The organism is Massilia sp. P2_C2, from assembly GCF_056404615.1.
The window spans coordinates 1-11,192 of the sequence record NZ_JBFUDR010000213.1 but is presented as its reverse complement, the minus strand read 5'-3'; the positions used below and the strand labels follow the sequence as shown (position 1 = coordinate 11,192).

At 66.1% G+C, this 11,192-nt stretch carries 13 protein-coding genes; 2 read left to right on the top strand and 11 right to left on the bottom strand.

Annotated features, from left to right (window positions below; genetic code table 11):
• On the bottom strand, positions 1–692 hold a 692-nt coding region (locus tag AC1DYX_RS21490; RefSeq protein WP_477262581.1), incomplete at its 3' end, for a PEP/pyruvate-binding domain-containing protein.
• A gap of 385 nt (positions 693–1,077) precedes the next feature.
• Here AC1DYX_RS21490 and ppsR point away from each other — a divergent pair.
• Both ppsR and AC1DYX_RS21480 read left to right on the top strand, forming a co-directional pair.
• A complete protein-coding gene (gene ppsR, locus AC1DYX_RS21485) occupies positions 1,078–1,926 on the top strand; it encodes a posphoenolpyruvate synthetase regulatory kinase/phosphorylase PpsR (RefSeq protein ID WP_477262579.1) in 849 nt (282 codons plus the stop codon).
• A gap of 96 nt (positions 1,927–2,022) precedes the next feature.
• Positions 2,023–3,027: a TonB family protein gene (locus AC1DYX_RS21480; RefSeq protein WP_477262577.1), complete on the top strand. Its 1,005-nt coding sequence runs from the start codon at positions 2,023–2,025 to the stop codon at positions 3,025–3,027.
• 3 nt (positions 3,028–3,030) lie between these two features.
• On the opposite strand, the gene AC1DYX_RS21475 is transcribed toward AC1DYX_RS21480, so the two are convergent.
• The 10 genes from AC1DYX_RS21475 to AC1DYX_RS21430 form a co-directional block, all read right to left on the bottom strand.
• A complete protein-coding gene (locus AC1DYX_RS21475) occupies positions 3,031–3,822 on the bottom strand; it encodes a DUF2071 domain-containing protein (protein ID WP_477262575.1) in 792 nt (263 codons plus the stop codon).
• Between the two features lie 51 nt (positions 3,823–3,873).
• Positions 3,874–5,085: an EAL domain-containing response regulator gene (locus tag AC1DYX_RS21470; protein ID WP_477262573.1), complete on the bottom strand. Its 1,212-nt coding sequence runs from the start codon at positions 5,083–5,085 to the stop codon at positions 3,874–3,876.
• Between the two features lie 50 nt (positions 5,086–5,135).
• The gene (locus tag AC1DYX_RS21465; protein ID WP_477262571.1) at positions 5,136–5,945 is read right to left on the bottom strand and encodes a TrmH family RNA methyltransferase; all 810 of its coding nucleotides are present in this window, start codon (positions 5,943–5,945) and stop codon (positions 5,136–5,138) included.
• Positions 5,942–6,610, bottom strand: coding sequence for a ribonuclease HII (rnhB, locus tag AC1DYX_RS21460; protein ID WP_477262569.1), 669 nt, complete (start codon positions 6,608–6,610; stop codon positions 5,942–5,944). Before rnhB ends, AC1DYX_RS21465 begins: the two co-directional genes overlap by 4 nt.
• Complete coding sequence (gene lpxB, locus AC1DYX_RS21455) at positions 6,607–7,776, bottom strand: lipid-A-disaccharide synthase (RefSeq protein ID WP_477262567.1); 1,170 nt, start codon at positions 7,774–7,776, stop codon at positions 6,607–6,609. Before lpxB ends, rnhB begins: the two co-directional genes overlap by 4 nt.
• A gap of 1 nt (position 7,777) precedes the next feature.
• A complete protein-coding gene (gene lpxA / locus AC1DYX_RS21450) occupies positions 7,778–8,566 on the bottom strand; it encodes an acyl-ACP--UDP-N-acetylglucosamine O-acyltransferase (protein ID WP_477262565.1) in 789 nt (262 codons plus the stop codon).
• Entirely contained in the window at positions 8,566–9,078 is a 513-nt protein-coding gene (gene fabZ / locus AC1DYX_RS21445; protein ID WP_477262563.1) for a 3-hydroxyacyl-ACP dehydratase FabZ, read from the bottom strand. The genes lpxA and fabZ overlap by 1 nt, the downstream gene beginning before the upstream one ends.
• Complete coding sequence (gene lpxD / locus AC1DYX_RS21440; protein ID WP_477262561.1) at positions 9,068–10,132, bottom strand: UDP-3-O-(3-hydroxymyristoyl)glucosamine N-acyltransferase; 1,065 nt, start codon at positions 10,130–10,132, stop codon at positions 9,068–9,070. Before lpxD ends, fabZ begins: the two co-directional genes overlap by 11 nt.
• Positions 10,133–10,207: 75 nt before the next feature.
• Complete coding sequence (locus AC1DYX_RS21435) at positions 10,208–10,729, bottom strand: OmpH/Skp family outer membrane protein (protein ID WP_477262559.1); 522 nt, start codon at positions 10,727–10,729, stop codon at positions 10,208–10,210.
• A gap of 37 nt (positions 10,730–10,766) precedes the next feature.
• A partial coding sequence (locus tag AC1DYX_RS21430; RefSeq protein WP_477262557.1) for a BamA/TamA family outer membrane protein occupies positions 10,767–11,192 on the bottom strand: 426 nt, incomplete at its 5' end.

Here is an 11,192-nt window from a genome sequence, read left to right as displayed (position 1 = left end):
GAGTACTCGTCCGGATTGAYGGCGCCCTGCACGACGGTCTCGCCCAGGCCGTAGCTCGACGTGACGAACACGACGTCCTTGAAGCCGGATTCCGTGTCGATGGTGAACATCACGCCGGCCGCGCCGGTGTCGGAACGGACCATGCGCTGCACGCCGGCCGACAGGGCGACCTCGGCGTGCGTGAAGCCTTTATGGACGCGATAGGAAATCGCGCGGTCGTTGTACAGCGATGCGAACACGTGCTTCATCGCTTCCAGCACGTTGTCGATGCCGACGACGTTCAGGAAGGTTTCCTGCTGGCCGGCGAACGACGCGTCCGGCAGGTCTTCCGCCGTGGCGGACGAACGGACGGCAAACGACACTTCGCTGGCCGAATCGGCCACGAGGCGATCGTAGAAGCTGCGGATCTCCTGTTCCAGGCGCGGCTGGAACGGGGTGTCGACGATCCACTGGCGGATTTCGGCGCCGGCGGTTGYAAGCGAGCGCACGTCGTCGATGTCCAGGCCCTCCAGGCGCCTGGCGATGCGCTCGCCGAGCGAAGCACCGCCATCGACCGAGTGGTTCAGGAAGTCGCGGAAGGCCTGGGCCGTGGTGGCGAAGCCGCCCGGCACGCGCACGCCGGCCTCGGCCAGCTGGCTGATCATCTCGCCCAGCGAGGCGTTCTTGCCGCCGACCGACTCGACGTCGGTCATGCGCAGGTTCTCGAACGACGCGACGTACACATCCGCATCGGCCGCCGCTCGATCGGGCGCCTTCAGTACTGCATTCGACAGGTTAGTCATGATAAAACACCTTTTTGATGATGGAAATCTGTACGGTTGGCTGGCCGACGGACATCTCAACGACGCATCGCGATGCGGCGGCGGCGGCTCTGCGGGCGCTGCCTTTTTTACAAGGCGCGCATCGCGGACCAGAGCGGCTTCGCGCGGCGATTCGTCGAGGTTCCTCTGTGTTTTCTTGTTATTCTTGGCGTGGTACAGCACAATCCAACAACCCGTTGCCGAGCATTTTACCCCGTGCGACTGGGTTTCACAGCCGACGGGCTGCAACTTTGTCACTATCTGTCTAAAAAACATCATGTCCCTGAACAGCACCCCAGACAATCCGGGCGCAGCGCGCACCGTCTTCTTCGTGTCCGACGGCACCGGCATCACGGCGGAAACGTTCGGCCACGCGGTGCTGAGCCAGTTCGAAATGCGCTTCCGGCAAATCCGCCTGCCCTTCATCGACACGATCGACAAGGCCTACGAGGCGGCCCGGCGCATCAACGATGTCGCGATCGCCGACAACCAGCGTCCGATCGTGTTCTCCACGCTCGTGAAGAACGATTTGTCGAGCGTGATCCGCGCGGCGCAAGGGATGCACATGGACCTGTTCCAGACCTTCGTCGCCCCGCTCGAACAGGAGCTGCGGGTGAAGTCGACGCACACGATCGGCCGCATCCACAACGTCGTCGACACGGAGGAATACAAGAACCGCATCGAGGCCATCAACTTCTCGCTCGCGCACGACGACGGCCAGTCGCACAAGAACCTGGCGGACGCGGATGTGATCCTCGTGGGCGTGTCGCGCTCGGGCAAGACGCCGACGAGCCTGTACCTGGCGATGCAATACGGGATCAAGGCGGCGAACTACCCGCTGATCCCGGACGACTTCGAGCGCAACAAGCTGCCGTCGGCGCTACCGCAGTTCAGGCACAAGATCTTCGGCCTGACGATCTCGCCGGAACGCCTGTCCGAGATCCGCAACGAGCGGCGCGCGGGCAGTAAATATGCGTCGCTGGAAAACTGCCGCTACGAGGTCAACGAGGCCGAGCAGCTGATGCGGCGGGAAGGCATCCGCTGGTTGTCGTCGACTACCAAGTCGATCGAGGAGATCGCGACGACCATCCTCCAGGAGATCAAGCCGGACCGGCGGGAGTATTGACTGCCAAACCGCGCCCTGGCGGGGTTGCCAGGCAGTGCTTGCATTCTCGGCAACTTTTTCAATACACTAAGAGCCTGCCAACTTTCCGCCGTCATCATGAAAAACGAATTCAGGAAGTGCCTTGGCGTTCTCGGATTTGCCGTGGTTGCCGGCTGCGCAGCGCAACCGGCGTCTGTTCCCCCGTCCCTCGCCGACGCGCTTGCCCGCCAGGGCGTCGGCCCCGTGGACCACATCAACTACGTGGACGAGCATGGCCGATCGATGACCGAGCGCGACTTCATGGCGCAGCTCGCACGGTCCCGGCAATATGCGATCACCCGGGCACACGACGACGGCGAGCGGGATGTGACCCTGCGCTTGCGGCCAGCAAACTATTATGCGTTCAGCCGGCTCAAGATTGGCGAGGCGTGGCCCCGGTTTCATTTGACGCGCCTGGACGGCACGCCGGTCGACAACAAGGCCCTCGAGGGCCGCTACACCCTCGTCAACTTCTATTCCGCCGCATCCGCGTCGTCGGCGGCAGACGTCCCGCTACTGAATGCCCTGGCCGAGCGCCGCAAGGACCTCAACCTGCTCGCGGTAACAGCCGACAGCGCCGCCGACGCCAGGGCGTTCGTGGACACGAACCGATTCGCCTGGCCGGTCGCGACGGGCGGGGAGCAGCTGGTCAGGCAGCTCGGTGTCGACACCTATCCCTCGCTGGCCTTGTTCGACCCACAGGGCAAGCTCGTCGTTGCCATGGGGCGCCTCGAAGATCCGAACACCTTCGCAACCTGGCTGGGCCAGAAGATCGGCGCGGTGCCGGTGGCGTCGCCGAATCCGGCCGAAAGGCCTGCGATGATCGATTTCAAGACCTGCGGCAGGCCGGCCTATCCACCGGACGAGGTGCGGGCGAAACACACGGGCACGGTCACGCTGAACTTCCTGATCGGTGCCGACGGCGCCATCAGGAAGGCCGAGATCGGGACGTCGTCGGGCTACCCCGCACTGGACGAGGCCGCGCTGGCCGCCCTCTCCCGCTGCCGTTTCACGCCAGGCACGTCGGCAGGCGCGCCAGTGGAAAAACGGTCTCGCGTGCAGTACAAGTGGAGCATCGAATAAGCCCTACCCCAACACGGTTTCCGACAACACCCTGAACGGCACACGCGGTACCAGGAAACACAGCGGCTCCCCGGTCGCCGGCAGCGCATCCAGCAGCGAACACGCGACAGGCCCCACTGGCAGGAGGGGCCGCACCGTGTCAAGGGGGACAGGCAGGTCGATGTGGGACAGCGCCAGCTTCCCGAGGCGCGTCGCCCGGCCCAGCGCGGCATCCTGGCAGGCCAGCATCGCCACCGCGTCGGCCCACGATCCGAACGCGGCGGCAAAAGCCGGCGACAGGACCGGCTGCGCAGCCGGCGCCACCGTGCACGCGAGCGCGGGCGCGCTGCCCGCGCCGGGCTCGATCCGCGTCGTGAAGCCGCCGCCCGCGCTTTCGTGAATAAAGTGCGCGGGCCGGTGGGTCCGCATGATGTCGCTGAACAGGCGCGTGGCCGCCACATAGGCGCCGTTGTCCATCATGTTTTCCAAAAACCAGACCGTTTGCGCCGGCGCCCCGGCCGGCAGCGGGCCGTCCAGGTACAAGCGCCAGTTGCTCTGCAACGGCGACGGGAACAGGCGCCGCAACGGCCCCGCCAGCGCCGGCCCGAAATGGCCGTGGCGATAAGTCAGCGCCGTGAGCGGCGTCTTGCCGTCACGCTCCCAGACCCGCAATCCGGGCGGCAGCAGCGCGGCGGCGGCGCGCGCCTCGACCATCCACGTCACATAGACGACGTCGGCGACCTCGCTCTGCAGCACGGGAAACGGCAGGCGCGACAACAAGGCGTGGCGCAGCCGCGCGAGGCCGCGCGCGTTCAACAACCGTTCCAGGAGACGTCCGGGAACGCCGGGAAACGGGTGACGGTACACTTAGAAGAAGTGCTGCCAGTCTTCCAGCCACCCGGGGAATTCATCCGCCGCCATCGGATTGGCGATGTGATACCCCTGCGCATACGTGCACCCGAGCCCCTGCAGGAAATCCCAGTCCTGCCGCGTCTCGACGCCGACGGCGACGGACATGCGGTCCAGGCTGTGCGCCAGTCCCAGGCAGGATTTCAGCACGGTGCCCAGCGGGCGCTTCTTCGACGCGCCGTCCACGAACGAACGGTCGATCTTCAGCTCGGAGAACGGGATGCGCGCCAGCAGCTGCAGGTTCGAGCGTCCCGTGCCGTAGTCGTCGATCGCGAGGCCGAAGCCCAGCATGCGCAGGCGGACGAGGCGTTCGATGAAGTCCACGTCGAAGCTGAGGATCGAGGATTCCGTCATCTCGAACGTCAGGTAGTCCGGCAGCACCCCGTGGCGCTGCATCGTCGACGTCACCTGGCGGACGAAGTGCGGATGCGCCAGCGTCGCCGGCGCCAGGTTCAGCGAGATCGAGATCGGGATACCCTGGTCGTGGTAGCGGCGGCAGCGTTCCACCGACATCTCCAGCATCGTCCAGTCGAGGAAGTCGATGCGGTTGTTCTGCTCCAGCGCGCCGATGAACGCGGCCGGCCCCAGCATGCCGTGCTCGGGATGGCGCCAGCGGGCGAACGTTTCCAGCCCTTTCACCTGGCCCGTCGCGAGCTCGATCTTGGGCTGGAAGAACGGTTCGAACTGGCGCTTCTGCAGGCCGACGCCCACCTCGGCAAAGGAAAAGCTCGGCACGTCGGGGCCGGCGTGCGGCGGCAGCGGCGGCTGGTAATTGTCGAGCAGGACCTTCAGCTTCGTGCTCGTGACGGGCTTGGCGATGGTGCCCAGCAGGTCCACGCCATGCGCCTGCGCGAGGCTCTCGACGGAGAACAGCACGCTCGCGGGCTGGGCCCCGACGACGATCAGGCGCACGGTCGACTTCAGCGCGGCGATCGCGCGCAACAGTTCCAGCCCATCCATGCCGCCCAGGTCGAGGTCGATAATGGCGACGTCGACCTTCGGCGTGAAACTCGCCTGCAACGTGCGCAAGGCCATCGGGCCGTCCGGCACGTCGGTGACGCGCGTGGCGCCGACCTGGTCCAGTGCCTCGATCAGCGCGCGGCGCTGTACCGGGTCCGCTTCCGCGACCAGGAAGTGCAAAGACTGCAACTGCGGTTGAACAATATGCATCGTGGCTCCGTTGTACCTGCACGAAGCGTAACCGAACAAGCTTGTGCCGTCTATGCCTTGCAACTTTGATGTTGCTGGCGCAACTGCTCAAAGAAGCACACGGCCGCGCACGCCGCCACGTTCAGGGACTCGACGGCACCGGCATGGGGAATGACGACGCGGTGCGTGGCCAGGTTCAGCAGCGCGTCCGACACGCCCTGCCCTTCGTGCCCCAGCAGCCAGGCGACGGGACGGTTCAGGTCGACGTCGTAGATCCGCTCGCTCGCATAGCCGCTCGTCGCCAGCACGGGCACCCGGGCCGTGCGGACCAGGTCCGCCAGGTCGACGTTTTCGAAAATCTCCAGCACGAAGTGGGCGCCCATCGCGGCGCGCAGCACTTTCGGCGACCAGATTGAAGCCGTGCCGGGGCTGCAATACACCTGTCGGATGCCGGCCGCGCCGGCGCTGCGCAGGATGGAGCCGGCATTGCCGGGGTCTTGCACGCCGTCCAGCAGCACGGCCGATTCGGCGAGTGCCGCCGTTTGCACCGGCCGCGGCGTCTCGACGAGGAACAGCAGGTGGATACCGTGTTCGACCTGCGACAGCGCGCCGAACAGCGCATCCGGCAAAGCCGTCACCGGCGCCCGCGCTCCTTCGACGCGGTCGACGATGCCCGCGACTTCCGGATTCGCCAGCGCGCCTTCGGACACGATGCAGTGCACGGGCTGGCCGACGAGGTCGAGGTAGGCCTGGCACAAGTGCACGCCGTCCAGCAGCGAGCGCCCCGCCTTGCGCAGCGCGTGGGTGCTGCCGGCCAGGTGTTTCAACTCCTTGTAGAACGGGTTGTCGCGCGAAGTTACGCTCTTCCTCACGCTCTTCATGCGGACAACTCCGAGAACAGATCGGGTTCGATCAGGGCGCGGACCGGGGCGAAGCTGCGCCGGTGTACGGGGCTCGGTCCGTGCTCGCGCAGGCGCGCGAGGTGCAGTGCCGTCGAATAGCCCTTGTGCTGGTCGAATGCATACTGCGGATATGTCTCGTGCAGCGCGACGAGCGCGGCGTCGCGCGCGGTCTTGGCGAGGATCGACGCGGCAGAGATTGCGTGCACCTTGTCGTCGCCCTCCACCACGGCGTGCGCGCGGATGTGCGGCGCCAGCTGCGGGCAGCGGTTGCCGTCGATCAGGGCGATCGTGGGCACGGTCGCCAGCTGCTCGATGGCGCGGCGCATCGCCAGCATCGTCGCCTGCAGGATGTTCAGCGTGTCGATTTCCGCGTGCGAGCACTCGGCGATGGCCCAGGCCAGCGCATGTTCCCTGATGAGCGGCGCCAGCTCGTCGCGCCGCGCTTCCGTCAGCTTCTTCGAGTCGCGCAGACCCTCGATCGGGCGCGCCGGATCGAGGATCACGGCGGCCGCGAACACGGGGCCGGCCAGCGGGCCGCGGCCGGCCTCGTCCACGCCGCAGACGATGTCTTCGAGCGTGAACGGCCGGTTCCTGGTCGGCAGACCCGGGTAGAAATCGACAGCCTTTCTTTTCGTGTTTCTCATGCTTTGCCTATCACCTGCAGCACGGCGCGGGCGCTTTCGCGCGCGCTGTCGCGCAGCAGGCTGTGATGCATTTCGGTGAAGCGCTCGCGCAGCTTCACCCGGTTGTTCTCGTCCGTCAGCTGGAACCAGACGGCGTCCGCCAGCGCTTCCGGCGTCGCGGCATGCTGCAGGAATTCCGGCACGACGGAATCGCGCGCCAGGATGTTCGGCAGCCCGATCCACGGCAGGTAGCCCATGTTCCGGATGATCAGCCATTCGGCCTGCAACACCTTGTAGGCGATCACCATCGGCTTCTTGAACAGCGCCACTTCCAAGGTGGCGGTGCCGGACGCCGCCAGCACGGCGTCGGCCGCCGCGATGCACGCGTGCGATTCGCCGTCGACGAGTTGCAGCGGCACGTCCTGCAGGCCGGCCTGCGCCACCAGCTCCATAAAATACGCCTTCTGGCGCTCGCCCGCCATCGGCGCGATGAACCGGACTCCGGGATCGCGCGCGGCCAGCAGTTTCACCGTGCGCACGTACGGCTCGGTCAGGTACTTGATTTCCGACATGCGGCTGCCCGGCATGACGGTGACCACGCGGGCGTCTTCCGGCAGGCCGAGCCGGCGGCGCGCGGCCGCGACGTCGGGCTCGAGCGGGATCGTCTCTGCCAGCGGATGGCCGATGTACGTGACGGGCACGCCGGCCTTTTGGTAGATCTCTTCCTCGAACGGGAAGATCACGAGCATGTGCGACACGGCGCGCTGGATCTTCTTGATGCGCCCGCCGCGCCAGGCCCAGATCTGCGGGCCGACGAAGTGCACGGTCGGGATGCCGGCCGCGCGCAGCTGCTCTTCCAGTCCGAGATTGAAGCCGGGGTAGTCGGCGCCGATGAAGGCGGCCGGGCGCTCGGCCAGCAGGCGGTCGCGCAGGCGGTTCTGGATGCCTTTCAGTTCGCGGTAGCGCAGCAGCACGGGCAGCAGGCCGCGCACCGTGAGCGTGTCCATCGGGACGTCGGAGACCAGGCCCTCCTGCAGCATGCGCGGACCGCCGATGCCGGAAAAGGACACGCCCGGCAGCACCGGCTTCAGCCCCGCCATCAGGCGCGCCGCGAGCAGGTCGCCCGAGACTTCGCCGGCCACGAGGGCCAGCGACATGTCGCCTACGCGCACGTCGCCTACGCGCATGTCAGCGCACGATGCCACGGCTCGTGCTGTCGAGGAAGTCGCGCAGCGCGCGGAGGTGCGGTGCCGCGTCGCCGGCGGCCGCCTCCTCTTCCGCCAGCTTCGCCTTCGCCTCTTCCAGCGTGAGGCCGGAGCGGTAGATCAGCTTGTACGCGGCGCGGATGGCGTTGATCTGCTCGCGCGTGAAGCCGCGGCGTTTCAGGCCTTCGATGTTCACGCCATGCGCCTCGGCCGGGTTGCCGGAGACGAGGACGAACGGCGGCACGTCCTGCGTGAGGCTCGTGTACATGCCGATGAAAGCATGCGCGCCGATCTTGCAGAACTGGTGCACGCCGCAATAGCCGGAGAGGATCGCCCAGTCGCCCACGTGCACGTGGCCCGCGAGCTGCGCGTTGTTCGAGAAGATCGTGTTGCTGCCGACCTGGCAATCGTGCGCCAGGTGCGTGTACGCCGACATCCAGTTGTCGCTGCCGAGGCGCGTGACACCGGCGTCCTGCGCGGTGCCGAGGTTGAACGTGCAGAACTCGCGGATGGTGTTGCGGTCGCCGATCTCCAGGCGCGTCGGTTCGCCGGCCCACTTCTTGTCCTGCGGGGCCGCGCCCAGCGACGCGAACTGGAAGATGCGGTTGTCCCTGCCGATCGTCGTATGGCCTTCGATGACCACGTGCGGCCCCACCACGGTGCCGGCGTCGATGCGCACGTCCGGGCCGATGATCGAATACGGGCCGACCTCGACCGAGCTGTCCAGCTCCGCCTTCGGATCGACGATCGCGCTCGGGTGAATCCTGCTCATCACTGCCCCGCTACCTGCGCCGTGCTTTGCGTCGATTCATTGGCGCGGATCGTGCACATCAACTCCGCCTCGACGGCCACCTTGCCGTCGACGCTGGCGACGGCCTTGTACTTCCAGATGCCGCGCGACGTGCGCAGGATCTCGATATCCATCTTGAGCTGGTCGCCCGGCTCGACGGGGCGCTTGAAACGCGCATTGTCGATGCCGACGAAGTACACGACGGAGTTCTCGTCCGGCCTGACGTTCATGGTCATGAACGACAGGATCGCGGCCGTCTGGGCCAGCGCCTCGATCATCAGGACGCCCGGCATGACGGGCTTGTGCGGAAAGTGGCCGTTGAAGAATTCTTCGTTGACAGTCACGTTCTTGATCGCGGTGATGGTCTTGCCCAGTTCATAGTCGAGCACGCGGTCGACCAGCAGCAGCGGGTAGCGGTGCGGCAGGTATTCCTTGATTTCGTTGATGCCCAGCGTTTTATTGGTGGCGGCGGTGTTTACGGCTTCAGTGGTCATTTTTGTTCTGTGGTTCCGTCAGTTGTTTGATCTGTTTTTCCAGGCTGCGCATCTTTTCACGCAGCGAAGACAGGTTGCGCACGATGGCGGCGCTCTTTTCCCACTCGGCATTCTTCGCGAGCGGATAAAAACCCGTGTACTGCCCGGGTTCGAGCACGGAGCGCGACACCATGCTGCCCGAGGAGATATGGACGTTGTCCGCGATTTCCAGATGGCCCAGTACCATGGCGGCGCCGCCGAACGTGCAATTCTTGCCGATCTTCGCGCTGCCCGCCACCCCCACGCAGCCGGCCATGGCCGTATTCGCCCCGATGCGGCAGTTGTGGCCGATCTGGATCTGGTTATCGAGCTTCACGCCATCCTCGATCACGGTATCCTCCAGCGCGCCGCGGTCGATCGTCGTGTTGGCGCCGATGTCGACGTCGTCGCCCATCAGCACGCGGCCCGTCTGCGGGATCTTGATGTACACGCCGTTCTCGCGCGCGAAGCCGAAGCCGTCGGTGCCGATCACGGCGCCCGAGTGCAGGATGCCGCGCTTGCCGACCTTGCAGCGCGCATGGAAGGTCACGTTCGCGAACAGGTGCGTGCCGGCGCCGATCTCGGCGTCGCGGCCGACGAAGCAGCCGGCGTCGATCACCACGCCGGGACCGATGCTGGCGCCCGCCTCCACCGTCACGTTCGGGCCGATGTGCGCGGTCGGGTCGATGCTTGCCGTCTCGTGCACGACGGCGCTCGGGTGGATGCCGTGCGGCGGCGGCGCCTCGTCGAGCGCGACGAAGTACTGCGCGGCGCGGGCAAAATATGCATAGGGGTTGGTGGTGACGATGCGCGCGCCGCCGTATGTGGTGGCGACGGTGGCGTCGTCGAGCGGCGAGACGATCAGCGCCGCCGCGCGGCTCTGAGCCGCCAGCGCGCGCAGCTTGCTGTTGCTGAGAAAGCTGATGTGCGAAGCGTCGGCGCTGTCGAGCGGTGCGATGCCTTGAACCTCGAGGTTCGGGTCACCCACCAGCTGGCCACCGAAGCGTTCGACCAAATCACCCAGTCGAGTGCCCATCGTGGTCGTTCCGTAAAAGAAGTGAAAATGGCCGGCCGCTCGTCGAGCCGGCCGGCGTCGCGGGAGCCGTGCGGCTCACTTGTCGAGCAGTTTGAGGATCCGGTCGGTGATGTCGATGCGCGGACTGGTCCAGACGGCTTCCTGCAGCACGACGTCGAGGTGTTCCTGTTCGGCCACCTGTTCGATCAGTTTATAGGCTTTCTGGGCGATGGCGGCGCGCTCTTCGTTCTTGCGCTGGAACAGGTCCTCGTTATATTCGCGCTGCATACGCTGCACGTCCTTTTCCATGTCGAGCAGCTCGCGCGTGCGCCTGGTGCGGTCGACGTCGGACAGTTTCGGCGCCTCTTCGTCGAACTTCTCGCGGCTTTGCTTGTAGCGCTGCAGCATGTCGTCGAGCTGCTTCTGGCGCTTGGAGAACTCCGACTGCAGCTTCGCATCCGCCGCCTTGGCGAGCTTGGACTCGGTCATCAGGCGCTCCGTGTAGACGAAGCCGATGCGGCCCAAGGAGGACTGCGCCGACGCCTGCGCCATCGCACCGGCGCACACCAGCGCCAGCACCAGGCTCCCCGGCAGCGACGCTAACGATTTTTTCAACATAATTTCCGCAATCCTTGTCTCGGCGATGGTGGCCGTATCAGAAACCGGTACCCATCTGGAACTGGAAGCGCTCCAGGCGATCGCCCGGCTTCGCGTTCAAGGGCTTAGCATAACTCAACTTCAGCGGACCCACCGGGGAAATCCACGACAGGCCGATACCGGCCGAATAGCGCAGCTGGGACGTGCGGATCGGCTCGTGCTCCTGGTAGACCTGGCCCGTGTCGGCGAAGGTGAACCAGCGCAGCGAGCGATCCTGGCCGCTGCCCGGGAACGGGAACTGCAGCTCGGCGTTGCCGATGACGCGCTTGGCGCCGCCCAGGGCGTCGTACGTGAACGGATCGACGATACCGAGCGACGAGCTTTCGTAGCCGCGCACCGATCCGATGCCGCCGCCGTAGAAGTTCTTGAAGACCGGGTACGAGTGACCGCCGAGGCCCGCGCCGTAATCCAGCTCGCCTTTCAG

Bases quoted from the DNA above. Each gene is read 5' to 3' on its own strand.
- AC1DYX_RS21470 (WP_477262573.1), bottom strand. From the start codon at position 5,085: ATGCATATTGTTCAACCGCAGTTGCAGTCTTTGCACTTCCTGGTCGCG.
- lpxA (WP_477262565.1), bottom strand. From the start codon at position 8,566: ATGAGCAGGATTCACCCGAGCGCGATCGTCGATCCGAAGGCGGAGCTG.
- AC1DYX_RS21480 (WP_477262577.1), top strand. From the start codon at position 2,023: ATGAAAAACGAATTCAGGAAGTGCCTTGGCGTTCTCGGATTTGCCGTG.
- AC1DYX_RS21435 (WP_477262559.1), bottom strand. From the start codon at position 10,729: ATGTTGAAAAAATCGTTAGCGTCGCTGCCGGGGAGCCTGGTGCTGGCG.
- ppsR (WP_477262579.1), top strand. From the start codon at position 1,078: ATGTCCCTGAACAGCACCCCAGACAATCCGGGCGCAGCGCGCACCGTC.
- lpxD (WP_477262561.1), bottom strand. From the start codon at position 10,132: ATGGGCACTCGACTGGGTGATTTGGTCGAACGCTTCGGTGGCCAGCTG.
- lpxB (WP_477262567.1), bottom strand. From the start codon at position 7,776: ATGCGCGTAGGCGACGTGCGCGTAGGCGACATGTCGCTGGCCCTCGTG.
- AC1DYX_RS21465 (WP_477262571.1), bottom strand. From the start codon at position 5,945: ATGAAGAGCGTGAGGAAGAGCGTAACTTCGCGCGACAACCCGTTCTAC.
- fabZ (WP_477262563.1), bottom strand. From the start codon at position 9,078: ATGACCACTGAAGCCGTAAACACCGCCGCCACCAATAAAACGCTGGGC.
- rnhB (WP_477262569.1), bottom strand. From the start codon at position 6,610: ATGAGAAACACGAAAAGAAAGGCTGTCGATTTCTACCCGGGTCTGCCG.